The 25495-nt window shown below is 57.5% G+C and carries 17 protein-coding genes; 7 read left to right on the forward strand and 10 right to left on the reverse strand.

Going from position 1 to position 25495, the window contains the following annotated elements:
- Nucleotides 1–34: 34 nt before the first annotated feature.
- Together HOP44_RS11270 and HOP44_RS11275 are read right to left on the reverse strand one after the other, a co-directional pair.
- Nucleotides 35–1387: a glucoamylase family protein gene (locus HOP44_RS11270; protein WP_172253322.1), complete on the reverse strand. Its 1353-nt coding sequence runs from the start codon at nt 1385–1387 to the stop codon at nt 35–37.
- Nucleotides 1388–1584: 197 nt separating this feature from the next.
- The gene (locus tag HOP44_RS11275; protein ID WP_172253323.1) at nt 1585–3186 is read right to left on the reverse strand and encodes an ATP-binding protein; all 1602 of its coding nucleotides are present in this window, start codon (nt 3184–3186) and stop codon (nt 1585–1587) included.
- A 348-nt stretch (nt 3187–3534) separates the two neighbouring features.
- Between HOP44_RS11275 and HOP44_RS11280 the strand changes: the two genes are divergently transcribed.
- Together HOP44_RS11280 and HOP44_RS11285 are read left to right on the forward strand one after the other, a co-directional pair.
- A complete protein-coding gene (locus tag HOP44_RS11280; protein ID WP_172253325.1) occupies nt 3535–6174 on the forward strand; it encodes a YhgE/Pip domain-containing protein in 2640 nt (879 codons plus the stop codon).
- A gap of 162 nt (nt 6175–6336) precedes the next feature.
- Nucleotides 6337–6891: a TetR/AcrR family transcriptional regulator gene (locus tag HOP44_RS11285; RefSeq protein ID WP_172253327.1), complete on the forward strand. Its 555-nt coding sequence runs from the start codon at nt 6337–6339 to the stop codon at nt 6889–6891.
- A 56-nt stretch (nt 6892–6947) separates the two neighbouring features.
- On the opposite strand, the gene HOP44_RS11290 is transcribed toward HOP44_RS11285, so the two are convergent.
- From HOP44_RS11290 to HOP44_RS11305, 4 genes are all read right to left on the reverse strand, one after another.
- A complete protein-coding gene (locus HOP44_RS11290) occupies nt 6948–8468 on the reverse strand; it encodes an HD domain-containing phosphohydrolase (protein ID WP_172253329.1) in 1521 nt (506 codons plus the stop codon).
- 150 nt (nt 8469–8618) lie between these two features.
- Entirely contained in the window at nt 8619–9056 is a 438-nt protein-coding gene (locus tag HOP44_RS11295) for a MarR family winged helix-turn-helix transcriptional regulator (RefSeq protein ID WP_246369741.1), read from the reverse strand.
- A 242-nt stretch (nt 9057–9298) separates the two neighbouring features.
- A complete protein-coding gene (locus HOP44_RS11300; protein WP_172253331.1) occupies nt 9299–9850 on the reverse strand; it encodes a hypothetical protein in 552 nt (183 codons plus the stop codon).
- Nucleotides 9851–10038: 188 nt separating this feature from the next.
- Nucleotides 10039–10746 (reverse strand): hypothetical protein, encoded by a 708-nt coding sequence (locus tag HOP44_RS11305; RefSeq protein WP_172253333.1) that lies wholly within the window; start codon nt 10744–10746, stop codon nt 10039–10041.
- A gap of 192 nt (nt 10747–10938) precedes the next feature.
- Here HOP44_RS11305 and HOP44_RS11310 point away from each other — a divergent pair, with 192 nt between their 5' ends.
- The 4 genes from HOP44_RS11310 (at nt 10939) to bshB2 (ending at nt 16480) form a co-directional block, all read left to right on the forward strand.
- Nucleotides 10939–12180 carry a DUF445 domain-containing protein gene (locus HOP44_RS11310; RefSeq protein ID WP_172253335.1) on the forward strand — a complete coding sequence of 414 codons (1242 nt, stop codon included), beginning with the start codon at nt 10939–10941 and terminating at the stop codon, nt 12178–12180.
- A gap of 262 nt (nt 12181–12442) precedes the next feature.
- A complete protein-coding gene (locus HOP44_RS11315; protein ID WP_172253337.1) occupies nt 12443–15124 on the forward strand; it encodes a copper amine oxidase N-terminal domain-containing protein in 2682 nt (893 codons plus the stop codon).
- Nucleotides 15125–15403: 279 nt separating this feature from the next.
- On the forward strand, nt 15404–15748 hold the full coding sequence (locus HOP44_RS11320) for a YojF family protein (protein ID WP_172253339.1): 345 nt from the start codon (nt 15404–15406) through the stop codon (nt 15746–15748).
- Nucleotides 15749–15802: 54 nt separating this feature from the next.
- The gene (gene bshB2, locus HOP44_RS11325) at nt 15803–16480 is read left to right on the forward strand and encodes a bacillithiol biosynthesis deacetylase BshB2 (RefSeq protein ID WP_172253341.1); all 678 of its coding nucleotides are present in this window, start codon (nt 15803–15805) and stop codon (nt 16478–16480) included.
- A 76-nt stretch (nt 16481–16556) separates the two neighbouring features.
- Here bshB2 and HOP44_RS11330 read toward each other — a convergent pair whose 3' ends face one another.
- Both HOP44_RS11330 and HOP44_RS11335 read right to left on the reverse strand, forming a co-directional pair.
- Nucleotides 16557–18953, reverse strand: coding sequence for a UvrD-helicase domain-containing protein (locus tag HOP44_RS11330; RefSeq protein ID WP_172253343.1), 2397 nt, complete (start codon nt 18951–18953; stop codon nt 16557–16559).
- A gap of 281 nt (nt 18954–19234) precedes the next feature.
- On the reverse strand, nt 19235–19753 hold the full coding sequence (locus HOP44_RS11335; RefSeq protein ID WP_172253345.1) for an antibiotic biosynthesis monooxygenase family protein: 519 nt from the start codon (nt 19751–19753) through the stop codon (nt 19235–19237).
- Between the two features lie 435 nt (nt 19754–20188).
- On the opposite strand from HOP44_RS11335, the gene HOP44_RS11340 reads away from it, so the two are divergent.
- On the forward strand, nt 20189–21880 hold the full coding sequence (locus HOP44_RS11340; protein WP_172253347.1) for a methyl-accepting chemotaxis protein: 1692 nt from the start codon (nt 20189–20191) through the stop codon (nt 21878–21880).
- Between the two features lie 164 nt (nt 21881–22044).
- Here the strand turns inward: HOP44_RS11340 and HOP44_RS11345 are convergent, their stop codons facing one another.
- Both HOP44_RS11345 and HOP44_RS11350 read right to left on the reverse strand, forming a co-directional pair.
- The gene (locus tag HOP44_RS11345) at nt 22045–23352 is read right to left on the reverse strand and encodes a response regulator (RefSeq protein ID WP_172253349.1); all 1308 of its coding nucleotides are present in this window, start codon (nt 23350–23352) and stop codon (nt 22045–22047) included.
- A gap of 46 nt (nt 23353–23398) precedes the next feature.
- Nucleotides 23399–25348, reverse strand: coding sequence for a cache domain-containing sensor histidine kinase (locus HOP44_RS11350; protein WP_172253351.1), 1950 nt, complete (start codon nt 25346–25348; stop codon nt 23399–23401).
- Between the last annotated feature and the right edge of the window lie 147 nt (nt 25349–25495).

A 25495-nucleotide genomic window follows, 5' to 3' on the forward strand; every position in this document is an offset into this window, starting at 1 on the left:
AAAGACGGTGCGTGTTCTTGATCCCGGACCTAAATCACTCAATCGAGAAGACTTCTTTTTCCAACAGTGCTTCCGGCTTCTGGCCGATCGGATCGCTGTGGAAATAATCGCGGATCAAGCCGTCTTTGACATAATTGGCGATCGAGATCATGATCATGCCTTGGTCGAGGGCCAGGTAGGCTTTGGCGACTTCCTCGGTCTCGATATTGACGGAGTCGTATAATCCGTATTTGCCCATCATGTCCATCTTTTTCAGTACTTTGATATTTTCGCGGGCCTCTTTCGGGGCGTAATCGAGAGCCAGGAAAGTAGCGTGCGCCGTGACCGTCGTGCTGTCTTTGTAGCCCGAGATGCCAAGAGGCGCAGCGGCGAACTCGCTGTATCCGGTCGGCGTGGCGGAAGGCGAGAATCCCCATGCCGGATAACCTTTTTCTTTGGCGTAAGCGATCTGCAGGTCCACGTGGCGCTGGTTGTTCAATCCGAGAGCCCGGGTTCCCAACTCTTTTTCTTTGAGTACCAGGCCCGGCATCAGACCTTCGAACATGCTGCCGCCCCAGCTCGGGACGAACTTGGTGCCCTGATACGTATAATGGCCTTCGAAGACGTCCACTCCGTCGTAATTCACGATTTCCCCCTCGGGAATTTGCGACTGCCAGTCCCATTCCGGCGGCATCGTGCGGTAAATTTTCCACCAGTGCTCTTTCGGAACGTCGCCTTTGCCGATCGCGATATAGCTGGCTACCCGCGGTTCGGTATAGAACGTTCCGTAATGATGCTCGGTCAGCGCGCCTTTCGCGACGTCGTAACCGCCGCGGAATTGGCCGACTTCGGGATCGTACAGCTTGGCATAGTCCATCTCTTCGACGAGTTTGCTCGTCTGCCCGTTCAGTTCCGGATAAGCCTGACCGACCACGATCAGACCTGCGGACAGCCATCCGTTATCGACCTGGGAGATGAACTGGCCCCAGTCTTTTTTGAGGGACGCGTCTTCCGTGTTGTACCAGTTGTAGAACAGGCCGTTCCATTTATCCATCTTCTCCAGCGAAGTCAACGTCGTTTTTAACCGGGACACCGCTTCTTTTTTCGTGATCAGCTTCATCTGTTCGGCGGACACGGTACTCATCATATACATGGAAATATTGGTAGGAGAAGTGCGTTTGGCTTCCTCCGCGCCTTTATCCGTTATTCTGACCTCGTCGGACGTCAAACCCGTTCGGACATCGGTAAAGTCTGTGAAGTACTTATAAGTCTTTTTAGAGAGCGCTTTCAATTCCGAGGTGAATCCGGCCGGTTTGTAAGAAGTTTGGGCAAAAGCCGCAGGCGTCAATGACAAATGGGCAATCAAGGCAAAAGCGAGAACCCAGCTGAACGTCTTCACTTTTCTCATGGCTGTTCTCCTTCCGGTTTGGTTTGGCAATCAACACTTGTATATACCCTTCTCGAAGCGGCGGTGACGCCGAACGGATCGGGCTATCGCGAAATCAAAATAAAGAAAAGGGAATTTCGAATAAATTCAAAATTCCCTTTTCTTTATTGAGATCGGCATTCTCGTGAAAGATGGCCGCCGATAGGGGATCCAACGAATCAGTGGGTACGGAAGCGCACGTAGAAAGCCGTACCTTCCTTGCCGGTCGACAGATCGATCGACGCGCCGTGCTTGTTGGCAATACTGAAGCAGATCGCCAGGCCGAGGCCGGAGCCGTTTTCTTTGGTTGTATAGAAAGGCTTCCAGATCTGTTCCACGACATCGGCGGGAATGCCCGGGCCGTTGTCTTCGATCACCAGTACGGTACGGTCTTCCTGCATATAGGTCTTCAGCTGGATCCAGCCGTTCTCTCCTGTCGCTTCGAGTGCGTTGCGGACAAAGTTCAGGATCAACTGGGTAATCTGCTTGTCGTCCACTTCGATCGATTCCACGGGAGTGAGATGGGTCGTAATCATCTTGCCGGTCACGGAAGCGTCGGCTTCGATCAAAGGCAGGATCTTGCGGATCAAATCGTTTAGATTCTCGCGTTTGAGTTGGACCATATGGTCTTTGGCAAGCGAGAGGAACTCGGTAATGATCTGATTGGCGCGGTCGAGTTCTTCAATCATGACCTGCAGGTAGGCGGGTTCCAGCGTATTCTTGCCCTGCATGAGCATCAGCTGCAGGAATCCGCGGACGGTCGTCATCGGATTGCGCACTTCATGCCCGATCCCGGCTGCCACTTCCCCGACCAGATGCAACTGCGACAGACGCTGCAGTTCGTGTTCGTACTGCTTGTGTTCGGTCAGGTCGCTGATCATCGTCAGCAGAAGCGGTTCTCCGTTGAAATCGAGTCGGACCGTGCGGAGGATACAGACTTTCTCTTCCCCGGCATGGTTGGTGAAAGTGATTTCCCGGCTGATGCCTTCCGGAACGGTCGAAGATTCATCCGGCTCGGGAATCTGCCTCATCAATTCGTTCCCGCGTATCAATTCGCCGTAGCGGGTATCCATCTCGAGACGCGTAATGCCGAGCAGCAGCAAAAAAGCATCGTTCGCTTCAATGACTTCACGGTCTTCCAATGTCGTAATAAGCATCGGATGGGGACTTGCGGCGAAGATGGCAGCGAAACGATTCTCCGATGACGACAAGAAGCGGTTGGTTTCGGCAAGCGCCGCATTTTGGCGTTCCAACTCTTCGCATCGGCCGATTCGCGCGAAAGCATGTTCCAGCTGAACGGAAATCAGATGCAGCACTTCCAGTTCGGTCGGATCGAACGTATCGCCGGTGCGCGAACCGAAGCCCAGCGCGAACGGACGGTTTTCGTCGAACACGACCAGAGGGAAGCAGGCATATCGGCGAACGCCCATTTGACGCAGAATCCGCCCGTGAAAATCCGTCGTCTGCTGTACATGTTCGGAAATATAAGGAGTTCTGGATTTGATGACGGTGCCGCAGATGGTCTGGCCTTGATCGAGCGAGAGCAGGGCTTCCGCTTCCGAATGGGTTACACCGCGGTGGTGGATCAGCTGAAGCCGGTAAGGGAATTTCTCTTCCACCCAGTAATTCAACAGCAGATCCACGCTGAAATGGCTGCTTATGCAATCAAAGACATGAGTCAACAGCTGCGAAGGCGTTTCGCTGGACAGCATGCCTGGCTGAAGTTCCGTCAATACTTGATATTTTAGCTTCAGATCGGTCTCCCCGGTACCCGGATTCAACGAAACTCACCTCATTTGCTCATACTTTCCACATACGGCAATTATAACATCGGGATTGAAGGAAAAGTAGACGACAATCCGCCTGCTTCATAAAAATCATTCAAAAAAATGAAAAAAAACTTATTAATGTAAAATAAATTCTACATAGGCGGCCTCCCGCACACCATAAAAGAAAGGGAAGAAAGACTGAAAAACGTTGAAAAGGAATGAAAAAGAGTTGTATTTCAATCGGAATGTGATATACTTCTCATCAGTACCGAATGACCCAAATGTTTTTTTGGTCATTTTATAGTCGGATGCTCGATATTCAAACGGTTCGAAGACAGATGGAAAGGGGCAGGACCCACGATGTTCAAATCGGAATGGAAAAATATTTTGAAGCACCGGATGACGATGCTGACCGTAATCGCGATGCTGTTGGTCCCGGGACTGTACGGCCTGTTCTTCCTCTCGGCTTACTGGAATCCTTACGGTCATACGGATCGTTTGTCCGTAGCGGTTGTCAACAGCGATAGCGGAACAAATTACGAAGGCAAGCGGCTGGATGTGGGCAAAGACTTCGTGGAAGGTTTGAAGGACAACGATTCGTTCAAATGGGTCGTCACCGACAAGCAGGAAGCGATCCAGGGCCTGAATCACGAGAAATACATTATGGTGATCGAGCTTCCGAAGGAATTCTCCAAGAATGCTTCGACCCTGTTGAACGATAATCCGCAAAAAATGAAACTGGATTATTACACGAATGCGGGCATGGGGTATTCGTCGGCGCAGATCGCCAAATCGGCGATCAAGGAAGTCAATGAAGAGATCGCCGAGCAGGTGACCAAAGAGTACGCGACAACCGTATTCGCAAGTCTCACCGACCTGGTCGACGGGCTCAAAGAAGCCGACGACGGGGCGAAGAAACTGGATGACGGCGCTTCGGACCTGGCGGACGGCTCGCAGAAACTTGCGGACAATCTGAAGAAACTGGCCGCAAACAGCGTCTCGTTCCAGGAAGGCGTAAGCGATCTGCAGGCGGGTGCCGGCACGCTCGGCGCAGGGATCGTGAGTGCGGCATCCGGCGCTCGGAAGCTGGATGACGGCCTGGGGAATTTGTCGGGCGGCGCACGGAAGTTGGACAGCGGTATCGGTACCCTGTCGGGCGGCGCGCAGAAGCTGGACAGCGGTATCGGCACGCTGTCGGGCGGAGCCAAAAAGCTGGATGACGGTCTGGGCACGCTTCAGAGCGGTGCCAACGGATTGCAGAGCGGCGCGGCGAAACTCGGCGAAGGCTTAAACCAGCTCAAAGGAGGCGCGGATACGCTGTCCGGCGGCTCGAAGAAGCTGGAGAGCGGAGCGCAGCAGCTGAATCAGGGGCTGGGTCAATCGAACGCCGGATTGCAGCGGCTGCAGGAGCAGCTGACTCCCTTCGCGGCAGGTATGGAGCAGCTGAACGCAGCGGTTCAAGGCCTTGGCGGACAAGCTTCGGCGGCCGTCGACCGATTGGGTGCGGCGCAGCAGCAGCTCGAACAGAAAGCGGCGGCCGTCAAGCAGCAGCAGGAAGCTCTGGCCGCTTATGTTCAGGGAAGTTCCACGATCCCGGATGCCGACAAGCAGAAACTGCTGTCCATGATGGCTGAAGCTTCCGCCGGCTCCGGCGATGCGGCATCGCAGGGCGGAGATTCGTCGACGCTGCAGCAGTCGCTCGGGCAGCTGGATCAGCTTGCGTCGAGCACCGCCCAGTTGAATGAAGGCGCGCAGCGGATTCAGGCGGCGGTCGGCCAACTGGCCGCCGGGCAGGGACAGCTGCTGGAAGGTTCTTCGACTCTGGCCGCGGGGCAGCAGCGGCTGACCGAAGGGCTCGGCACGCTGTCGGCCAAACTCGGCGAAGCCGGGAGCGGATCGAAGCAGTTGGCTCAAGGCGCCGCTGCTCTTGCAGGCGGAGTCGGCCGGTTGAAAGACGGTTCGGCCGGTCTGGTGAGCGGCGCGGATCAACTGAAGACCGGTTCGTCGAGCCTGGTCAGCGGTGCGGATCAGCTCAAGACCGGTTCTTCCGCCCTTGTGAGCGGAACCGGCCAGTTAAAAGGCGGCTCGCACGATCTGGTCGGCGGCCTCGGCCAACTGAAAGACGGAGGCGGCCAGCTGGTCAGCGGTTTGAGCAAGCTCGGCGGTGCGACCGGCGAACTGAGAAATGGCGCCGGACAGTTGGCGGACGGTTCGGTAACGCTGAATAACGGCGTCGGCGATCTTAAGGAAGGAACGAACGAGCTGTATACCTCTTTGGCGGACGGCGTCAAAGAAGCCGGCAACGTGAGTACGGACGACAAGACGTACGAAATGTTTGCGCAGCCGGTAGAGCTTCAACATGACGACGTTCACGATGTGACCGAATACGGCGAAGGATTGGCACCTTATATGATGACCATCGCGCTGTTTGCCGGGGCCCTCATGTTCTCGTCGGTCTATCCGCTCAAGACGCCGCAGATCCGGCCGCGTTCCGGCTGGGCCTGGTTCCTGAGCAAGTTCAGTGTCATCGCGTTCATGGCGGTTCTGCAATCGGCCATTCTGGACGCGGTATTGATCGGGATTGTCGGTCTGCAGGTACAGAGTCTGTGGCATTTCTACGCGATTACGCTGGTGCTCAGTCTGACCTTCCTGTCGCTGCTGTTCCTGCTGTTCTCGGCATTGGGCAAAGTCGGTCAATTCATCGCTTTCCTGATCCTGCTTGCGCAGATCGGCGGCAGCGCGGGTACGTTCCCGAAAGTGCTGACACCGGACTTCTTCCAGGCGATCAATCCTTATCTGCCAGCCACTTACGGGATTCGCGCGCTGCGCGAAGCGGTCTCGCTCGGAAACGATTGGGGTTACTTCTGGGCGCAGATCGCCCATGTCGGTCTGTTCGGAATCGTGTTCCTGGGATTGGCTCTGCTGGTGTTCTTGTTCAGCAATAAACGGATCAAGACGGGGATCGAAGAAGAGCGGGATCTTACGCCGGCTAACGCCTGACGCAGTATGCGCCGCCGCGGGCGGCGTGCCTGCCAGTCAGACCGGCGAATACGCAAAATAGACACGAAAAAGCTTCCCGCGAGCGAGAAATCGACTGCGCGGGAAGCTTTTTTTGCGGGATAATGGAAACGGATGCAGAGATAGAGATAACGGAGGGACGAAATGGAAACCAAGAGACGCCGGATTCTGGAAGGGGCCATGCTGTGTTTCGAACGCTTCGGATTCCGGGGAACGACGATCGGAAGCGTAGCGAAAGCGGCACATGTCAGCAAAAGCTCCATTTACAGCTGTTTTGAAAATAAGGAAGCGCTGCTGATGGCGATCGTCGAAGACATTCTGGAAGATCTGCTGGCGGAATCGGACCGGGTATGTCTGCCCGGACAGCCGCTGAAGGAAGATATCGACCGCACGTTCGACGCGGTGATCGCGCTGCGGGAACGCCATCGGCTGCTGGTCGGCATTTACCGGGAAGCGCGGCAGTCCGGCGCACACGGGGTGCTGGAGATGCGCAAAGCGCTCGAAGAAGGCATTATCCGGTATATCGAACGGCTGGTACGGCGGCATGAAGAGGATGGGGAAACGTTCCGCCTGGAGCCGAAAGTCATCGCTTTTCTGGTCTACCGCTCATATTTGCAGCTGATCTACGATTGGGACGATCTGTACGAACCGCTGCCGCCGGAACAAATCAAAAACGCGCTGAACGCTTTTGCCCTGTAGGGCGGCGTTCGGCGCGTTTTTTTGGATCGGTGAAACGAAAAGGCCGGGGTTCCGGACTAGGCTTCCGCCCGATAAGGCTCAGGCTGTTCTTTTTCCTGATAGAAAGCATCGATAAAAATCTGGGCATAATACGGGTCCCACTGGGTGCCTTTGCCTTCGGACAAGATCGAGATCGCTTTCTCGAGCCCCATTCCGCTGCGGTAAGGACGGTCGGAAGTCATGGCGTCGAAAGCGTCGGCTACGGCGATAATGCGTCCGAACTTGGGAATCGCACTGCCGGCGAGCCCGTCGGGATAACCCCGTCCGTCGTACCGTTCGTGATGCGAGCGCACACCCGGAAGCAGCGGTCCCATCATCTCGGCGGGTTCTACCCGTTTGAGGATTTCTTCGCCAAGCGCCGGGTGCTTCTTGATCTGCTCGAATTCGTCGTCGGTCAACCGGCCTTCCTTGAGCAGGACATTGTCCCGAACGCCGATTTTGCCGATGTCGTGCAGCAGAGCCGTTTTGTTCAAAAGATCCAGCTCTTCGTTTTCGAGTCCGGCCCCGCGTCCGATCAGCAGCGAATATTCCGCAACGCGCTGCGAATGACCGGCCGTATAGGTATCCCGGGCATCGAGTGCCGCGGCGAGGGTCGAGAAATAACTCTGGAGCAGCTGCTCGTTGACCTGCTGCCGCTGCGACAATCCCTGCACCATGTGGTTGAAACCGGAGACGAGGCGGGAGAATTCATCCGAGTACAAATCGGAAGCCCGGACATCCAGGTTGCCGGTCTGGACGGCGCGAAGCGCTTTTTCCAGATTGCCGATCGGCTGGCGGACGCTTCGGCTGAGCAGCCAAGCGCCAAGGGAAGAGAACGCGATGCCCGATACCAGAATCAGCGAAGCCCACTGCCAGTAGTCCTCGACCAGAGGAGAATTCGTAACGGTCAGCCGGATTTGGGTAGCAAGAACGAAAAAGAACAGCGGGAAAGCGCCGATCGAGAACGCGCTCAGTTGGAACTTGCGCTGCGTCGAGACGATGACCCGGCCGTCGAGCGAAACCCGCACCCCGTATTTCTGCTCGCCCGTTTCGCTGACCAGGCGAAGCAGGGGACGAATCGCCTGGTCGGTCAGAAAGTATTCGATCAGCGCATGCATACCGGCCACAAGCACCGCGCCGGAAGCGGCGATCCCGATATAATAAACCGGCAGTTCGACCCATCCGATCCGCATAAACAGCAGGGTAAGAAGAATGGCGGGAACGGACAAACCGAACAGATGCGGGCCCATGATACGCAGTACCGACAGCGCCGGCAGACGATGGATCTGGACATAGGCGTTCCGAATTTCGTCCAGCGACGGATTATCCTTCTGGAAAAGCCCGCGGATCGGCCGGACCTGCCGGGCGAATGTCAGCAGTTCCAAAGAGATCATAATGAGAAAAGAGACGATAAGTACGATGAAAATACGGTCAAATCCGCCGATCGGAAGCTTGAGTGCCGAAGAAATTACGGCGCCTCCCACGCAGAGAACGGCCAGCACCGACCCGACGATGTAGTTGCGCACGAGCCGTCGTAAAAAGCGCCGGTATTCGGTCATTGGAATTCCTCTTTTCTAAACAAAGCTGAAAACACTGTTCATGCTTGTTATCGGCCGGATACGCGTGGGTCGTTACAGCAAATTGGCCTTCCGTGCGCGGGAAAGGAAGAAAGCGGAGGACGAGTGGCCTCCGGATACGGGGGATCGGATTTATCGATAGCTGCCGACGCTGGTCATCAGCGTTCGAATCGTTTCGTTAAGCGTAGAAATCTGCTCCACGTTCAGACCGCTGGACTCGACCATCGAAGCCGGGATGCAGTTGGCCTGTTCCTGAAGTTCGAGGCCCTTGGCGGTAATGCGTACGGTGACGATCCGTTCGTCCTGCTGCGAGCGGCTGCGCTGCAGCAGACCGGAAGCTTCCATTCGCTTCAGCATCGGAGTCAGCGTACCGGAATCGAGGCTGAGCACCTGGCTCAGTTCCTTGATGCTGCTCTCCTGGCGGTCCCAGAGAACGAGAAGAACAAGATACTGCGGATAGGTCAGATTCAGCTCGTCGAGCAGAGGCCGATACATCCGGAAGATCGCCCGGGAACAGGCGTAGAGCGAGAAACATAAGTGGGAATCCAGGGCAAGTCGTTGTTGGTCCATGAAGGTACCGATCCTTTCAAATATAAAATGTCTTATTCCTCTAGCATTTTATATTTTGAACAACATAATTGCAATAAATTATAGAGTAAAATCGAAATAAAAGGCATACGCCTATATTCGGTAAAGTTCGACAATAAGTGAAGGAGGCGGCAGGCAGAAGAGGAAAGCGCAGCAAAAAGCGGGCCGCCGAGGCGGCCCGCCGGAAAAAGGCGGAAAAAAACGGGACTTTGCAGCCTGCAACATTACTGCAGACCGTCCATATGCTTCTCAAAGCTGCCGATAAACAAATTCAGCTTGGCTTTGCCGGACTTGAGCTTGGCTTGTCCCGACTTGTAGGTGGTCCAGTTGATCTTGGATCCGTACAGCGACTTCTTGATCAATTCCATCCCTTGAAGCTGGAGCGAAGCTCCCTGCAGGTAGTAGGAGTGGATCTTGACCAGTTCTTTGCCGGTCGGTTTGATCTGTTTCAGCTGGTAATAGAACTTGCTGTAATTCGGCACCACGACACTGTTGAGCGTCTTGTAGACGGATTTGCGGTTCGATTCCGATACGGATTGGATCGAATTGAACGCATCCGCAGCGGTGTCTTCGTACTTCACGATTGCGTCCATGCGATCCGCGTAATCGAGCGCTTCTATCAGTTCGGGACTGAGTTCGACTTCCTGCTCCGGCGCTTGTTCAGGTGCCTGTTCGGCGGGAGCGGATACCGATGGCGCCGCAAAAGCGGAAGCCGGAATCGAGGTGGAACCCAGCAGGGCCAGAGACAGGGACAATGCTCCCCATTTTTTCATCATTCGGACAACCTCCTCTATAAGTATCGAAACGGAAGAGAATCCGGAATTCCGGATTCTCCCTAACTGTGTCCATTATAAGCCCGGCAAGCGCGAATGCATAAAAATCCCCGTCATTTGAATCGTTAGACATAGGGAGGCCGTCAGACCGCGACCGAAGAACCGGTGCAACAGGCAGGGGGTAACGGAAATTAGTCCGAAGAAGGGGAAGCGCCTGTGTTCGAACGCATCGCCGCCTTGCCGTGCAGGTAATCGAAATCGCCGCGAAGCCGGTCGCGTACGGACTGCTCCTGTTCAAAGGAACCGCGATTCGCGCGTTCCTGCAGTTCGCTGCGCAGACTTTCTTTGAGGGCGTCGTCCGCCGTTCCGTTGTCCGGCTCCTTAAAGCGTTCCTGCCATTCGCTGCCGATCTCGCGTGCGTTCATGACTTCGTAGGCGACCAATGCCGCGTCTTTGCGAACCGCCGCACTTGCACCGAGCGCGTTGAGCCGGCTGCTCAGGCTGATCTCGTTATATTCGCGCACCAGAGCAAGCAGCGCCCATTCGTTCTCGTTGAGCTTGGCGGCAATCGCGCCGAGCATGCCCGATTCTTCGACGATCCGGTTGGCGTTGAGTTCGGCATCCAGCAGCGGACCGGTATACCCGCCGATCAGACTGCCGACGGGGCCGCTCATGACGGAGACGATCGAGTCGATCAGATCGTTCGTCAGATGATGCGTATCATCTTCGTCGCCCGCGAACCGGAATTCGCGCTCGGAGACGATTTTTCCCGACAGCTTGCGCAGGATCACGGCCTGAAGCACCGAGTATTCGTCCGTTACCGGATGCTCGCGAAAACGGCCGAGTACGGCCTCCAGCGGCTGTTCCTGTTTGAAGGTGATGAATACGATATTGTCCATAACGGTTCCTCATCCTCTCGTCCTGCCCGGCAGTGCCGGATTTGTCGGACTTTGCTACTCTTTTTATAAGGTGTTTTTTTGCGTTTCAATCATCGGGTGTACTAAAATGAATAAGGAAGCGCGGGGTTTCTTGTGCGCGGACAACGTTTGGACACCCGACATACAATTTCTATAGAAGCAAGGGGGATGACAATGGGATCGAAAAATTTGGCGGGGATCTCGCTGATCGTGATGGCCGCGGGCTTCGTGATCAGCTTGTTTCTGCCTGAAAACGTCTGGACTTTTCTTCTGATCGGCGGTTTCGAAGCCGGTCTCGTCGGCGGTCTGGCGGACTGGTTCGCCGTGACGGCTTTGTTCCGGCATCCGCTCGGCATTCCGATCCCGCATACGTCTTTGCTCTTGAAGAACAAGAGCCGGATTGTCGAATCGCTCGTTTCGGCCATGGAGACGCAGCTGCTCAACAAAGAGAGCATCGTCCGGCAGCTGCGCAAGCTCAACTTGATTCGCGGAGCTTCGCGGATGCTGACCCGGATGATGTCCCGCAAGCGGACCCGGGAGCAGGTGCTGGATTATGCGGCCGAAGCGATCGCCAAGCTGCCGCTGGACAAAGCGGTGGAACCGGTACGCGAAGCGGCGGAGAATTATATTCGCGGCGTGGACGCGGCCGGTCTGGCGGACCGGGCGCTGACCAAGCTGCTGAACGACAGCTACGAAATCAAGCTGTTCGATTACGCGCTGAACGAAGCGAAGACCTGGGCGCAGCGTCCCGAAACCAAAGATACGATGGGGACGCTGGCCATGGATCAGCTGTCGAATGCCAAAGTCGGCGGTTTTACCGGGTTTGCTTTTCAGGCGTTCGCCGGCATGGTAAACGAAGACAAGCTGGGCTCCATGATCCAGACCATGCTGGTCGCGGGCATCGATTCGCTGCTGGACCCTTACGGAGAACAGCGTCTGGCGATTCTGCGCGAAGTGCGCGTGAAGCTGTTCGAAGCCGCGGGCGATGAAGAGAAGCTGGAATATGTACGCGGACAGGTGCTCGAAGTGCTGCACGAAGCCAGCACGGCGGCTTTTATCCGCGAGAATCTGGAGAAACTGCGTGAATTTGCGCTGGCCAAGACGGCTCAGGAACGCGCCAACGGAGGCCGGATCGTTTTCCGTCTCTATGCGGCCGCGGTACGCGGAATCGCTTCCGAACCGGAGCGGGTCGAACTCTGGGAAGAGAAGACGCGCGGAGCGATCATGCAGTTGGCCGAGAACAATCATTACCGGATCGGCCAATTGGTTCGGGATAATGTGGAACGGATGGACGACGAGCAGCTGGTAGAGATGCTGGAGGACAAGATCGGAAAAGATCTGCAGTGGATTCGCGTCAACGGCGCAGTCTGCGGTTTCCTGGTGGGTATCGTGCTTTCGTTGATCCAACTGTTCTGAAAAGCGTCTGGATTTTCCGGGCATCCATACGGAAAAGGTCTGAAAAAGGTGCGCCGCGCCTGTTTTTCAGACCTTTTTTTGATGGACGAATTTCCGGCTCAATCCCCTGAAGAACGCGGGAGTTATGATAAATTATAAATTTGTTTGGGAGAAATTCGGAAATAATGGCAACCTTTCGAATGTTTCATGCGTCAAATATTAGGAGTAAAGAAAAAGAGATTCAAAAAATCCAGCCGAGGTTTCGGAAGGGAGATTGAAAATCATGAAGAAGACTAACAAAATCAGCGCGGCTTTGCTTGCCGGAGCGCTTCTTATGCCTGCGGCACTTCCGCACTCTGCAGACGCAGCGGCATCCAATATCAAAATCTTTATCGACGGGGTGGAGTTGAAATCGACCCAGCCGCCGATCGCCCAGGGCAGCCGGACGCTTGCGCCTCTGCGCAGCATCTTCCAGGGGCTGAATGCCAAAGTCAACTGGAACCAGAAAACGCAGACGATCACCGCCTACAAAGGCAGCAACACGATCGTACTCAAGATCGGTTCGAAGGTCGCTACGGTCAATGGACAAAAAGTTAATCTCGATGTTCCCGCCAAAGCCATCAAAGGCAATACGGTAGTGCCGCTTCGGTTTATCGGCGAATCGCTTGGACAGGACGTACGCTGGAACGCCGCTTCGCAGAGCGTTATCATCACCACTACCGCGGAGCTGACGGCTCCTACCGCCGTCACGGCGCGCAGCCTCGGCCGGTACGGGGACGGACGCGACCTGCAGGTATCGTTCAATAAATCTTCGGATGAAGGTTATGTCGACCATTACCGTCTGTTCGTCGTGAAATCGGGTACGCCTTTCAATGCGTCCATGGCCACGTCGTCCGGCAACAAATACACGACGGTCCTGCCGACAGGCGCCAACCAGAACGTGACCCTGGCGGCGAACGCTACGGACAGCACCGGTGAAACGCTCAAGTCCGGTCAGGCCTACCAGGTGTATGCCGTTGCCGTAGGCAACACGTATGCGGGCGGCAAGATCGAACTGTCTTCGGCTTCTTCTGCCGTTACCCTGAGCGGAGGCACGGCAGCAGGTACCGCGACTGCCGTCAAAGCGACCGATGTAGGCGACTACAGAGACGGACGCGATCTTACGGTCAGCTTCACGAAAGCCCAGGACGAGACGGGCATTTCCGGCTACCGCGTATTCGTGGTCAAGACGTCCGATGCGGCTTCCTTCAACCAAACTTCGGCGAATGCCGTAGCCGCGCAGAACTATACGTCGGTTCCCAAAGGCTCCGCTTCGCCTAGCGTGACGCTGACCGGGCAAAGCCGCGATACTTCCGGCAGCCTGCTCCAAAACGGCGTGCCTTACACGGCCTTCGTAATGGGCGTGAGCGCTTCTAACACGCCGGCAAACAATACGCTGTCGGCCGGATCCGCTTCGGTGACCCTGGCCACTTCCGGTTCCGATGTATCCGCGTCGAACGTAACCGTGAGCGACGTGAGCGATTACGGCGACGGACGCGACCTTCGCGTCATGTTCGACCGCGCCGCAAACGAAGCGAACGTGAATCAGTACCGCGTGATGGTCGTCAAGGATTCGAAAGCTGCCGGATTCAATATCAACTCGGCGAATGCCACAACGAGCGCCAACTATACGGCCGTCAATAAAACAGGCTCCAACCTGGTGCAGACGCTGAACGCTTCCGTACGCGATACGGACGGAGACGCTATTCGCAACGGCGTCGCTTACCGCGTGTACGTACTGACTGTAGGTTCGGGCACTTCGACCAGCACCAACGTGCTGTCGGGCGTGTCGCAGCCGATCACGTTGGGCGGCAACAATGTAGGGACCGCGTTGACTCCGGTACTTAGCGATTCCGGCAATTCCGGAGACGGACGCGACCTGCTCGTAACCTTCGGACGCGCATCCGACGAGAGCGGCATTTCGGAATACCGGGTGCTGGTCGTGAAGTCTGCCAGCGCTTCGAATTTCAATCTCTCGTCCGCTCTCGGTGTACCGGCGGCCAACTACACGGTGCTGCCGCGGACCGGTTCGAACCAGAGCACGTTCCTGAACTCGTCTACCCGCGACGTGAACGGCGAGCCGATTCGTACCGGCGTTGCTTACCGGGTGTTCGTCCTGTCGGTCGGATCGGGTAACGCGAACAACAATGCCGACTTTGCTCTGTCGGGCGTATCCAATCCGGTGACGCTGTCCAACGGTTCCGCCGCAGTCGGCGTGACGGACGTGACGGCAGCAGTCAAGAGCATGACCGGCAACGCCAGTGACGTCGAAGTTACATTCACACGGGCTCCGGGCGAGACGGATGTCAAAGAATACCGCATCCTGGCGGTTCCTTCGAGCCAATCCGGATCTTACAGCCTGGCGAATGCCAATGCGGCTTCTTCCTACACGCCTGTAGCTGCGGCCGGTACCGGTCAGGTTCGTCAGGCGCTGACTGCAGGCAGCCGTGATGTAAACGGCAATCCGATCTCGAACAACGGAGCTTACCGCTTCTACGTCCTGACGGTATCCAACAACGGAGCCAACCTGCTGTCCGACCGTTCGAACGAAGTGACATTGAGCGAAGCCGGCGCGCCGGCGGCAACCAATGTCAGAACGTCCGCCAGCGGCCAGACCGTTACGGTAAGCTTTACGCCTCCGACCAACTCGGCCGGCACCGCTTATTACAACGTGATGCTTGTGCCTACAAACAGCGCTTCCGCCTTTACGGTAGGTCAGGCTAACAACGTATCCGGTGCGAGCGTCAAGTATTCGACCGGCGGCAATGTAACCTTTACGGTCAATAACGACCGTGACGCTTTCAACAATCCGCTGCAGGCGGGCGTGCAGTACCGCGCCTTTGTCCTCTCGGTTGCCGACGGCGTTCGTGCCACAGGCAACGGACTGTCCGAAAATGTCAACAACGACTTCTCTCTGACCAATTAATCGGGGATAAGCCGGGAACGCCGACCGCACACGCTGCGATTCGTTCCGAAGAAGCTCCCGGACTTTGTCCGGGAGCTTCTTTTTTTGCAGTAAAAAAGGAGTGCCGATCCTAAAAAGGACCGGACGGCTTATCCGTCGCCGTATCGTCCAGGCAAAGTGTTCCGGGCCGGGCGGCGTTTTGCCGTTTGTCACCTGGGACGGGCTGTATTATAATGAAAGTTGCTTTAAATTTTCATTCTATTTCATTTTGCACACTATGAACCCGAAGGGAAGACGCCGATGCTGCCGATTCAACCGCAAGCCGTTCAAGAACTGCTGGACAAGCTGAAAGACCGGGAGCTCTATCTGCATCTCGAACTGACCAACGGCGCCTATACATTCGAGCGCGACCGCTCCAAGCTTGTCGCTTCGAACATGATCCGCAACGTTAAAGTCAGCTATTCGCACGGCTCCATCTCCGGAAGCGGCCCTTACCGGGTCGGCTTGAAAATGCCCGAAGGATGGATCTATGCCGAAGGGCTGACGCACTACGAGGAAAGCGAAACGGAAAAGGCCGTATTGGCCGGCAACGATCGCGACGGCAAACTCGTGGTGAGCCTGATGCTGAGCTCCGAACCGTTCTAAATCGATTTTATCAAGGCGGCTTTCACCGCATTCGGAAAGGAGCGGGTACATCCCGTGGAACGTCATGTTTTGATCGTATTTCCCCATCCCGACGACGAGTCGTTTACCGTCTCCGGCACCGCCGCTTCCCATCTGCAGAGCGGGACTCCCGTCACGTATGCCTGTCTGACGATGGGCCAACTTGGCCGTAATCTCGGCAATCCGCCATTCGCGAACCGAATCACGCTGCCGGCGATCCGCCGCGCCGAACTGGATGCGTCCTGTGCGGCAATCGGTATTACGGATCTGCGTATACTCGGTTTTCACGATAAAATGATCGAATTCGAAGACCGCGAACTGCTCGACGGCAAGCTGCGCGAACTGATCGAGGAACTGAATCCTTCGCTGATTCTTACGTTCCATCCTCTGTACAGCGTGCATCCCGATCACGATGCCTGCGGCGCGGCCGTGGTGCGCGTAGTCGAAGCGATGAAACCGAGCGATCGTCCCAAGGTGCACACGGTCGCTTTTGCAAAAGGCCATGAACGCGCACTCGGTCCGGCCGACGTTCAGGTGGATATCACCTTGTTCCTCGAGCAGAAGGTTGGCTCGATCAAAGCGCACAAGTCGCAGTTTCATACCGATCCGGTCTTCGAAGGCCATTCCATTCACGATCCGGTGCTGCGCGAACGTTTTGCCACCGAGAAGTTCTGGACCTACAAGTTTGATCCGCATCCGAAGAAGCGCGGATAAGAGGAAGAAAAAGGAGCGGCCCCCGTACGGGGGCCGCTCCTTTTTGGTGTGCGCAGCCTAGGGTTGCGCGCTGCGCTCAGAGCGGAACGTCTTTGCGTCCTTTCTTCATCGGCGAGCCGCATAACGGGCAGGGCTTGTGCGCGGCGTTCATGTCTTTGCTGTGCATGATCCGGGTCCAGGCGACGCAGGAACCGGACGTGCACAGCCACGCGGGAACGCTCTGGGTTCTCGCCGGCGTTCCGGCGGCAGACGAACCGCCGAAGCGGCCGGGGGTGCCGGAAGCGGCATCCGATCGGCCGTACCGGTCGGTCCGGACCCTGCCGAACCGGCCGGGATCGGGTGCTCCGCCCCGCCGGCCGCCGTATTCGGCGCGCGCCGCGGCATCCGAAGCCGCGGTCTCCTGTCCGAAAGCGGACAGGAGAAAGCGCGAGACGGCGGCTTTCTTGCCGCGCTGCACGGCGGGCGAACTGACGAACAGCTGCTCCTTCGCCCGCGTTACGGCGACATAAGCCAGTCTGCGCTCTTCTTCGAGCGCTTCGGCGTAGCTGGCTTCGCCTTCGAGGCCGACGCGCGTATCGCGCAGCGAATCGGCGCCGAGCGCGGAAGCATGGGGCAGCGTGCCTTCGGACGCGCCGATCAGGAAGACGGCCGGGAATTCCAGGCCTTTGGACTTGTGAATGGTCATCAGGGCGACGCGGTTGCCCTGCGCCTGAGATTTGACGGCCGCGGTCTGCTGGTTGCGCAGCAGCATGTCGTCGACAAAGGCGAGGAACGAGACGATGGAATCGAACCGTCCGGCGGACGTCTCGAGTTCGTCGAGCATTTCCTTGAGCATCTCGCGGTGCGAGGTCTGCTCGCTGTGCTCGCCCGCCTGGATATAGGCGTCGTAGAAGCTTTGGCGGATCTGGGTGACCGCGGCGGCCGGGACCAGTCCCTTGAGCGAGCGGATCACCTCAAGCCGCTGGCGGATCTTGTCGAGCTGGAAGTCTTTCAGCCCCGGAAGCGTCAGCAGATGGACGAGGGGCCCTTTCTTGGGCCGTCCTTCGTCCGTGGCCTGGATATGCGCCATGCCTTTGTCCCGGGCGATATACAGCGTGGGCAGCACGCTTGGCATCGCATCGAAGTCGCGGCGGTTGATCGACAGCCGCATATGATCCAGTACCGGCTTGACGAGCCAGTGCTCGTACAGCAGGCGCCCGTCGCCGTAATCGATATGCGGAATATCCCGCATGACGAGCTGCTCGAGCACCGCCCGGTTGCTGCTCGAAGACCGGTACAGCACGGCGAAGTCGCCGTAGCTGCGTCTTCCGGCCGCCACTTCGCGGCCGATGTGGTCGACGATGGCCTGGGCTTCGTCGTCGGCCGATTCCGGCCGCATATACGCAGGCAGCAGAGCGCCGCCGTGTGCGGCGCGCAGCGTCTTGCTGCGGCGCATCTTGTTGTGCCGGATCACTTCGTTGCCGAGTCCGACGATCGACGGCACGGAGCGATAGTTGATATCGAGCGTCACCACGCGCGCTCTCGGATACAGCTTCTCGAATTCGAGAATAAATTCGCTGCGGGCGCCGTTGAACGAATAGATGGTCTGGTCGTCGTCGCCCACGACCATCAGATTGTTGCGCGGGGCGGCAATCATCTTGACCACTTCGTACTGCAGCAGATTGGTATCTTGAAACTCGTCGATCATGAGATGGGTGAAGCGGCGGCGCAGCCGTTCCAGCAGTTCGGGCCGGGCTTTGAGCAGCGCGTGCGCATCGGTCAGCACGTCGTCGAAGTCGATTCGCCCCGTCTCCTGCTTCCAGGCTTCGTACCGCAGCAGAATGCGCTTCATCTGCCGGTCGGTATCGCTCTTCTCGGGAAGCTCGCCGGCGGGCATCAGGTTTACTTTGTAGGAAGAGAGCAGTGCCAGCAGATTCTCGGGCGGATAAGCGTCCGACATGCCAAGCTCGCGCATGATCTGCTGAAGCTGGATATGCTGCCGCCGCGTATCCCCGAAAATTTCTTTCTGCATGCCCTGGCTGAACAGCAGCCACAGGCAGAAAGAATGGAATGTCCGGGCCTGGATGCGTCCGGCTTCGTATTCGCCGATGCCGGGCAGTCCGGCGATCCGCTCGCGCATTTCCGCGGCGGCTTTGCTGGAGAAGGTCAGCAGAAGGATGCCGGAAGGATCGACGCCGCAGACATCGAGCAGGTAGCCCGCCCGGCAGACCAGGGTACTGGTCTTGCCCGAACCCGCCCCGGCGAGTGTCAGCAGCGGCCCTTCCGTGCAGCGGACCGCCGCGATCTGCGCCGGGTTCAGCACGATGCCCGTCTGCTCGAGCAGACGGAAATAAGCGGCATCCCGCTCTCCGCGTTCGCCGGCCTGCTTTTTCGGTTCGCGCCCGGCATTTGCCGCGATTTCCGCGCGGGGAAGCTTCCCCGAGGATACGCCGAACGGTTTATTTTCAAATCTGGATGTCGTTGCTTTCTCCACTGTTTGTTCCCCTCATTCTGTGCGCTCGCCTGCTTCCGCGACTGGGATTCGCACCGGCCGGCGGCTGAAATTCCTTTTGGCCGCAGCGTCTCGATTTCCCGCTCCGGCATCCGTTTCCGTCAAAATTCCGATTCTATAAATGTAGCACGCGCCCTTCGGAAGCGTCAAAGGAATCAGCCTTTTTTTTCACGGATGTGGAAGGAAAACAAAGTCCGGATTACGCCAAAAACCTCCGTTTTCGCCGGGGACGACGAAAGCGGAGGTTTGGATACGAAAAAGATTCAGCACTCGCCAGGCGAACTCTGTTCGGTCGAAGCGATCCGGTAGGTGGTTACGAAGGACGGACGGGCGAAGATTTCAGGACGCTGCTGGGTGATGCCTTCCGACGTGTCGCGTTTTTTGTGGGCATGGTTGTACGATTCGGAACTTTGCCAGCTCTTGAAGCTGTCTTCGTCTTTCCAGACGGTCAGAATCACGTACGTGTCGCCCTGCAGCGGCCGAAGCACCCGGATTCCCGCAAAGCCCGGCATGTCTTCGACGCGGCGGGCCCGGCCCAGAAAACGTTCTTCAAAAGCGGAACGCCCTTCTTCGCTGACGGGAATATTGTTCAGTACCGCGAATCCGCCGCTCAGCGAACCGGCACTGTCGATAGCCTGATAGGCGGATCGGGAGTCGATTGAAGTGTCGAGCGGATGGGCCGCTTCGAATACATACAGAGTCTCATCTTCGCCGCTCAGCGTGTACACGTTATCGAGCTGCGGATCTTCCGGCAGCGTGCCGTGGAACAGATACAGAAACATACGAATCAACCTGCCTTTGCGTCAAAGTGGGGCGTGCGGTCCGCGGACCGAATCGGGTCGGTCAACCGGACGTTCGGCTCGATCCGCGTACCCGGCATGGCGGCCGGATTCGGCGGAAAGTGCCGGGCGGCGGTAGGCCGGCCGAGCTTTTTGCACCCTGTATGTTCATTATACCCGCAAGCGACCTTAAGGAAGCGAAAAAAAGGAAAAGCGGCAAAGTGATCCAAACGCACGGAAACTGCGTATATGATTCTTAGGTAACGGTTTTGGCGTAAATAATTGTTTCAAATTCAATATATGAGTCCAATTGACTATGTATAAATAAGGCGGATAGTCACCGAAAGACCCGTTCACGCTCGATGCGGCTGCTTCTCTGCTCTTGTCGACGAAGAAGGTCACCCTTATAACTTCAGAGACAAGGCGGGATGAACGACAATGAAAATGACGATCGGAAAAAGGCTGCAGGCGGGGTTTGCCGGAGTGCTGTTGATTACGCTGTTTCTGGCTTCTTTCAGTTTCTACGAAGTCGAACAGGTGCACCGGAATTATGCGAGCCTGATGGACCGCCGCGTCCAGGAGATTCAGGCGATCGCGGAGATGAAATACGAAGCGACCGCACAGGCCAAAAATTTACGGGGATACCTGATTACGGGCAACGAGCAGCATGTGGATTCTTTTGAACAAAACCAAGCGAATCTAATCGGCAAAATGGAGCAGTTGGAAGCTCTGCTGACCGACTCGCAGTCGCAGGCGCTGCTGAGGGAGATCTCCGGTCTCGAAACCCAATACGGCAAAGTCGGCCAAAAGCTGATCGCTCTCAAGGAAGCCGGAGACCTAGAAGCCTACACCCGGGTCGTCGAGGAAGAATGCGTGCCGCTTGCCGACGCCTTGGCGGACCGTTCGCAGGCGATGGAAGACCTGCAGCGCTCGATGCTGGACGCTTCGGTTGCGGACGCGGCCTCCGACGTACGAAACATCGAGACGATTATCCTGGTGTTGGCTGCGGCGGGTCTGCTGCTGGGCACGCTGATCGCCGTTGGGATCGGCCGCAAGATCGCGCGTCCCGTCTCGAGAATCGCCGCCGAAGCGAAGCGGATCGCGGCCGGAGATCTGCGCGGGGACGATCTGCATGTAACAAATCAGGATGAGATCGGCGAGATGGCGGAAGCGTTCAATGCCATGAAAAACAGTCTGCGCAGTCTGATCGCGAAGATCGGCAGCAGTTCGGAGCAGGTATCCGAGGCTTCTCAGACGCTGCTCAAGAATTCGGAGCAGGCTGCCCAGACGGCTGATGATGTGACGTCCGCGATTCTTGGCGTAGCCGGCGGCGCGGAACGCCAAATGGCGGGCATGAACGAGAACAAAGCGGCGCTCGAAGACGGAGGCCAACATCTTCGCCGCGTGGCGGATACGACATCCGATGTCGCGCGGACTTCGGTCGGCGCGCTGGAAGGGGCACAGGAAGGCACGAAGCTGATCGCGGAAACGATAGAGCGGATGCGGCTGGCGCAGGAAACGGTCGGACGTTCTTCCGATGCCGTGCATGAACTGGAACGCGAATCGAAGCGGATTGCGGAAATCGTCGGAACGATCGGCAGTATTGCCGGACAGACAAATCTGCTGGCGCTGAACGCTTCGATCGAGGCCGCCCGTGCCGGCGAACACGGCAGAGGCTTCGGCGTGGTGGCCGAAGAAGTCAAGAAGCTCGCCGATCAATCGCGAACGGCGGCTTCGGAAGTGGAATCGATTCTGGGGGGCATCGCCGCGCGGCTGCAGGAAGCGGTGCAGGCGATGGAAGCCGGCTCGCGCGAAGTCGAGAGCGGCGCGCAGACAGCCAATCGGGCCGGAGAATCGTTCGGCCGGATCTACGACTCGCTCGAACAGATGTCGGGGCGGGTACGCGAAGCGGCCGCCGCGGTCGGGCATATCTCGGCCGGCATGGAGCAGACGCTGATCTCCGAGCGGGACATGAACGAGCTGTCGCGGGACATTTCGGCCCGTTCGCAGAGCGTGGCCGCCGCTTCGGAGCAGCAGCTCGCCTCGATCCAGGAAGTTTCGGCATCGGCCGAGGTTCTGAGCCGGCTGTCTAGCGAACTGCGGGGCGAGATCGGAAAGTTCCGAGTCTAGCCGGAATTCAAGATCGTTTGAATCCGGGAGCTTTTGTCCAATTCCGGACAAAAGCGGATGGATACGCAAAAAGGCCGCCGGCTGAACCGGCGGCCTTTTTGCGTTGTCTGTCCGAATCCTGCCGGGTCTCCCGAATCTTCCGCAAGGAGGCGGGACTTCGCCCCTTAACCCGTGAAGCCCCGCCGAAATTCATTCGGCGAACAGCCGGTCGCTTTCTTGAATACGCGGCTGAAATACTTCTCGTCCTGGTAGCCGACCAATTCGGCGATCCGGACGACGGTCATCTCGGAGCCGAGCAGCAGCCGCTTGGCGCGTTCCAGCCGGACATTCGCCAGATAGTCGAATACGTTCTCGCCGAACTCCCGTTTGAAGCGCCGCGAGATGTATTCCCGGCTCAGGAAGAAACGGTCCGCCAGATCCTGCAGCGTCAGGTCTTCCCGGTAATGTTCGCGGATATGGGCCGCAATCTCTTCCATAATAGCGGCGCCAGCGGAAGAGCCGCCTTCAAAAGCATGAATGTACGCCTCAACGGCACTGCCCGAAGCGGGCGCCATTGCGGGGAGTGCCGCTGTGCCCGCAGGCTGCGGTTGCAGCCGTTTGAGCGCTTCTTCGGCCTGCAGATACGAGCTTCGCAGGCCGCCTTCCAGCCCTTCCGAGCAGCCGCCGATGCCGAAGTGCATCGGCTCGCCGAGCACGGCTTCCAGCCCGTCGTTGATCAGGGCGAGCTTCTCTCCGGCATGCGCCGCGCCGTTCCAGAAGAACAAGGCGATCTCGCGCTCGCGGCCGAGGTTGCGAAACGCGTAGCCGTCGCGGCCGTATCCGAGCACTTCATTGGCCACATTGGCCAGCGTGAAGAACAGCAGCTCGGTGCGTCCGGCGTATTTGCGCCACAGCGGGAGGTCTTCCGACAAGCGGACGACGGCGCTGCGCACCATGCCGAACGGTTCGGCCAGCCCGAACTCTCCCGCGAATTCCCGTTCGGCCGTCTCGCGCGCGGCGGGAGCGCCGAGCAGATCGGAACAAAGCTTGTCGCGATAGACCGGCTTGAAGCGGTTGACTTCCATAGCCTGCGCAAGCAGCTGCTGCCGGCTGGCTTCGCCGATCTGCCAGCTCTGGACCGCGCGCGAGAACGAATCGTTAAGCTGATCGGCGTCGATCGGCTTCAGCAGATAATCCATGCCGCCGTAACGCAGCGTCTGTCTGGCGAAGTCGAAATCGCCGTGACCGCTTACGACAAGCGTCTTCGTATCCGGCGCGCTGCGGCTGATCCATTCCAGCAGATCGATACCGCCGCCGGCCGGCATGATCATATCCGTCAGCACGATGTGGGGAGCGTGACGCTCGATCATTGCGACAGCTTCGCGGCCGCTCGACGCTTCCAGCACTTCGGCCGGCTCATAGCGTTCCCAGTCGATCAGGAGGCGAATCGCTTCCCGGACATGGGCTTCGTCGTCCACGATGAGTACCTTCATGTTTGGTCTCCTTTTCCTTATCCGCATTAAATCTTCTACTTATACATTATGGCCGAAAATCGCCTTCTCCAAACAGCGGAATCCGGAGGGTCACCTGCAGTCCGCCTTCAAGAGCCTGGCTCAGGAATACCGCGGCCGAATCGCCGAAGTACAAACGCAGACGATCGCCTACGCTGCGCAGGCCGATATGCGCCGATTCGGTGTTTTGTCCGAAGATCAGCGGCCGGTCCAGCATAGCCTGCAGTTCGCGCCGCAGCTCGGGTTCGATCCCGGGACCGTTGTCGGCTACGATGACGATCAATTCGGTTGCTCTGCCGCCCGCGCCGGAATCTTCCGGCTGCGACTTGTACGGATCGAAGAGGGTGTGGGCCCCCGGTTCTTCGATCGGATTGCCGAACCCTTCGAATCCGCCCTGATCGTCCGCCTTCTCCTGTGCATCCTGCGCGCCGCCGCTCCGGCGCACAAAGGCCCGGATCCGCAGCACGCCTTCTTTTTCGAACGTTTCGCCCGCGTGCTTGAAGTAATTTTCCGCGAGCGGCTGCAGAATCATTCTCGGCACCTGAATCCGCCTCGCTTCCGGCTCGATCTCGAGCGAGAAGCGGAAGCTGTCGCGGAAACGGTGACGCTGCAGACCCAGATAATCCTGTACGTATTCGATCTCCCGGCTGAGCGGTACGAAGGCGTCGCCTACATGCATATTGTAGTGCATCATGCGGCCGAGCGAAGAGATCAGTCCATAGACTTCGCGGTCGCCTTTCTTAAGCGCAAGGGTCGCGATCGACTGGAGGGCGTTGTTCAGAAAGTGCGGATTGACCTGCGCTTCCAGCGCCCGAAGCTGATTGGTCTTGTTCATGATCTCCAGCCGGTACTGCTTGAGTACCGAGTCGTTGAGCTGCCTCACCATCCCTTCGAACCGCCGCGACAGTACGCCGAATTCGTCGGTCCGGTTCGTCTCGAGTTCCATCGGCAGACCTCCGGATTCGACCTGCTGCATGCCCCGGATCAGTTTGCGGATCGGCTGGGTGAATTTGAGCGAGATAAAGGCCGTCGCCACAACCACTACGATCAGCGACAAAGCGCCGACCGCGGCATTCAGCAGCAGGATCTGCCGTTCGCGGCGGTACAGCGTACCGGAATCGACGCGTTTGACGATGGTCCAATCGGCGAGCGGGCTGCGTATTTTCTCATAGAAAAGGAAGGAGCCGCCGTCTTTCTGCACGGTGTAGCCGGATTCGGAGTAGGAATCCAGCACATTGTCCAAACCTTCGATCTCCGGCATTTCGCCGAGCAGATCCGGCGGGCCGACGATCAGCTTGCCTTCGCGGTCCACGATATAGACCTGCTCGCCTTCCGCCGCCAGACGTTTGGTCAGCGAGCGGAGGAAGTCGATCCGCACATCGATGGCCAGCATTCCCGCTTTCTCGTTGCGCGGAATATCGTATACGACGCGGTTAAAAGTGAAGACGTCCGTCGACCGCTCTTCGTTCTCCGGCCGCAGCCGGTACGTGCCGGCCCGGTGCGTCATGCCCGCGAAAGCCTGGACGCTCCATTTGCGGTATTCCGGAAGCTGCTCCTGCCGGCTCGGCCCATACGGTTTACCGGCAAAGTACAGATACGAGTTGCTGCTTTTGTCGATATGCAAAAACACTTGATAAATGCCGTCCATGGCATAGTAGGTCCGCCGGAGAGAGCCCATGACATCGTTCTGGTCGATGCCGGCTTCGAGTTCGTCGGAACCCGACAGGATAATATCGATCAGCGTATCGCCGTAGACAGACTCGTCGTAGACCTGAAGAGAGAGCTTGTTGACCGTGTCGAGATAATTGACGATGTTCGTCTGCCCCTGATAGAGCAGGCTGGCATTGTCTTCGATCGCGCCCTGCTTGACGTTTTCTTTGGTCAGATTGTAGGCGACGAGCGCGGAGAGCAGGATGGGAAGCGCGGTGGCGAACGTCAGAAACAGGATCAGTTTGCTGCGGATAGACTGGCGGAACATAGGGCTCTCCTTTCTCCCGGACCCGAATGTCACGGCAGGTCAATATAGTCCACTGTATTCGTCATTTGTTTCCATGTTAGCGCTTTCTTATTCGGCATATAATAAACGCATGGGTTAAAAAAGATCGAAACGGGAGGTGCACCATCT

It is taken from the genome of Saccharibacillus deserti, from assembly GCF_013618475.1.
GTDB lineage: Bacteria > Bacillota > Bacilli > Paenibacillales > Paenibacillaceae > Saccharibacillus > Saccharibacillus deserti.

Bases quoted from the DNA above. Each gene is read 5' to 3' on its own strand.
- HOP44_RS11270 (WP_172253322.1), bottom strand. From the start codon at position 1,387: ATGAGAAAAGTGAAGACGTTCAGCTGGGTTCTCGCTTTTGCCTTGATT.
- HOP44_RS11280 (WP_172253325.1), top strand. From the start codon at position 3,535: ATGTTCAAATCGGAATGGAAAAATATTTTGAAGCACCGGATGACGATG.
- HOP44_RS11285 (WP_172253327.1), top strand. From the start codon at position 6,337: ATGGAAACCAAGAGACGCCGGATTCTGGAAGGGGCCATGCTGTGTTTC.
- HOP44_RS11290 (WP_172253329.1), bottom strand. From the start codon at position 8,468: ATGACCGAATACCGGCGCTTTTTACGACGGCTCGTGCGCAACTACATC.
- HOP44_RS11295 (WP_246369741.1), bottom strand. From the start codon at position 9,056: ATGGACCAACAACGACTTGCCCTGGATTCCCACTTATGTTTCTCGCTC.
- HOP44_RS11300 (WP_172253331.1), bottom strand. From the start codon at position 9,850: ATGATGAAAAAATGGGGAGCATTGTCCCTGTCTCTGGCCCTGCTGGGT.
- HOP44_RS11305 (WP_172253333.1), bottom strand. From the start codon at position 10,746: ATGGACAATATCGTATTCATCACCTTCAAACAGGAACAGCCGCTGGAG.
- HOP44_RS11310 (WP_172253335.1), top strand. From the start codon at position 10,939: ATGGGATCGAAAAATTTGGCGGGGATCTCGCTGATCGTGATGGCCGCG.
- HOP44_RS11315 (WP_172253337.1), top strand. From the start codon at position 12,443: ATGAAGAAGACTAACAAAATCAGCGCGGCTTTGCTTGCCGGAGCGCTT.
- HOP44_RS11320 (WP_172253339.1), top strand. From the start codon at position 15,404: ATGCTGCCGATTCAACCGCAAGCCGTTCAAGAACTGCTGGACAAGCTG.
- HOP44_RS11335 (WP_172253345.1), bottom strand. From the start codon at position 19,753: ATGTTTCTGTATCTGTTCCACGGCACGCTGCCGGAAGATCCGCAGCTC.
- HOP44_RS11340 (WP_172253347.1), top strand. From the start codon at position 20,189: ATGAAAATGACGATCGGAAAAAGGCTGCAGGCGGGGTTTGCCGGAGTG.
- HOP44_RS11345 (WP_172253349.1), bottom strand. From the start codon at position 23,352: ATGAAGGTACTCATCGTGGACGACGAAGCCCATGTCCGGGAAGCGATT.
- HOP44_RS11350 (WP_172253351.1), bottom strand. From the start codon at position 25,348: ATGTTCCGCCAGTCTATCCGCAGCAAACTGATCCTGTTTCTGACGTTC.